General features: G+C 64.7%; 1 protein-coding gene and 1 pseudogene. Both read left to right on the forward strand.

The window, feature by feature from the left end:
* Window positions 1-1,215: tRNA (N6-isopentenyl adenosine(37)-C2)-methylthiotransferase MiaB (gene miaB, locus AC1D1P_RS21895; RefSeq protein ID WP_477674424.1), on the forward strand; the 1,215-nt coding region annotated here is incomplete at its 5' end.
* A 34-nt stretch (window positions 1,216-1,249) separates the two neighbouring features.
* Window positions 1,250-2,043, forward strand: a pseudogene (locus AC1D1P_RS21900) (two-component sensor histidine kinase); the annotation flags it as partial.

The following is a 2,043-nucleotide window of genomic DNA, read 5'->3' on the forward strand; positions in this document are numbered from 1 at the left end:
ATCCTGTTCAATACCTGCTCCGTGCGCGAAAAAGCCCAGGAGAAAGTCTTCAGCGACCTGGGCCGCGTCAAGCACCTGAAAGAAAAAGGCGTGCTGATCGGCGTCGGCGGCTGTGTAGCCAGCCAGGAAGGCGCGGCCATCATCCAGCGCGCACCTTATGTCGACGTGGTCTTCGGCCCGCAAACCCTGCACCGCCTGCCGCAGCTGCTGGCCGACCGGACCCGGCTGGGCAAGCCGCAGGTCGACATCAGCTTTCCCGAGATCGAAAAATTCGACCACCTGCCGCCGGCGCGCGTCGAGGGCGCCAGCGCCTTCGTGAGCATCATGGAAGGCTGCTCCAAGTACTGCAGCTACTGCGTGGTGCCCTACACCCGTGGCGAAGAGGTCTCTCGGCCCTTCGAAGACGTGCTGGTCGAAGTCGCCGGCCTGGCCGACCAGGGCGTCAAGGAAGTCACGCTGCTCGGGCAAAACGTCAACGCTTACCGTGGCCCCATGGGTGGCACGGCCGAGATCGCCGACTTCGCAACCTTGCTCGAATACGTGTCCGACATCCCGGGCATTGAGCGCATCCGCTACGTCACCAGCCACCCCAATGAGTTCACGCAGCGCCTGATCGACGCCTACGCCAAGCTGCCCAAACTGGTCAACCACCTGCATTTGCCGGTTCAGCACGGCTCCGACCGCATCCTCATGGCGATGAAGCGCGGCTACACCGCCATGGAATACAAGAGCACCATCCGCAAGCTGCGCGCCATCCGCCCGGATCTGGCCATGAGCAGCGATTTCATCGTGGGCTTCCCCGGCGAGACCGAAGACGACTTCGGCAAGATGATGAAGCTGATCGACGAGATCGGCTACGACACCTCGTTCAGCTTCATTTACAGCCCACGCCCCGGCACCCCCGCCGCCGCGCTGCAGGACGACACACCGCACGAGGTCAAGCTCAAGCGTCTGCAACATTTGCAGGCCGCGATTGACGACAGCGTGCGCGCCATCAGCGCCAGCCGCCAGGGCACGGTGCAGCGCATTCTGGTGGAAGGCGCCTCGCGCAAGGATCCGACCGAACTCATGGGCCGCACGGAGTGCAACCGCGTGGTCAACTTCAAGGGCCAGCCGCGCCTCATCGGCCAGATGCTGGACATCACCATCACCCAGGCCACGCAGCGTTCGCTGCGCGGCGAAGTCCTGACGCGGGACGTCGCCGTGGCGGCCTGAGACCGCCCGCGCGTTGCTCAAGCACTCGACACGCATGCTGCAACGATTTTCGTTCCGGCAACTTCTGGTGATCGCCTTCCTGCTGATTGCTGCCCTGCTGGGCGCCGCCTCGCYGCGGGCGCTGTTTACCCTGGAAGACCTTTCGCTGCAAAGCCGCAGCAATGCCGCACGTGCCCTCGAACTCAGCAGCGCGGCGCAGTCCCTGGCCGAGCGCAGCGTATCGATGGAGCGTACATCCCGCCAGTCGGTCGTCCTCGACGACCGGGTATTGCGTGAGCGCTTCGGTGACGAGGCCCGTGAAGCTGCGAGTATCCTGACCAGTCTGGCGCGAGAAGACGTACCGGTGGCCAAAGCCCGGCAATGGCGCGCGCACATGCAGAGCATCGGCGATCTGCTGACCGGCCCGACCGGTACCGCGCTGGACCGGGAACGCCAGCTGGCGCAAGAATTCCGCGAACTGGAAAGTGTCAACGCCGCCATCGCCGTGCAGGTGCAACAGGCGATTCAGCAACGCAACAAGTCGCTGGAGGGCAAGCTCGAGGCCAGCCGCCAGCGGCTGACCCAGCAGGTAACCTGGGCCATCGTGCTGGCCATCGCCATGGCGCTGGCATTCGGCGTGTGGTTCACGTTGCCGCTCAGGCGCCTGGAGAACGCCATCGTGGGCCTGGGGGAAAACCGGCTCGACCAGGTCATCACCATCCAGGGGCCGGCCGACCTGGCCCTGGTGGGGCAGCGCCTGAATTGGCTGCGCCTGCGGCTGGTGGAGCTGGACGCCGATAAATCGCGTTTCCTGCGCCATATTTCGCACGAACTCAAAACACCGCTGGC

The sequence above is a fragment of the Polaromonas sp. P1_E1_2 genome, assembly GCF_056406035.1.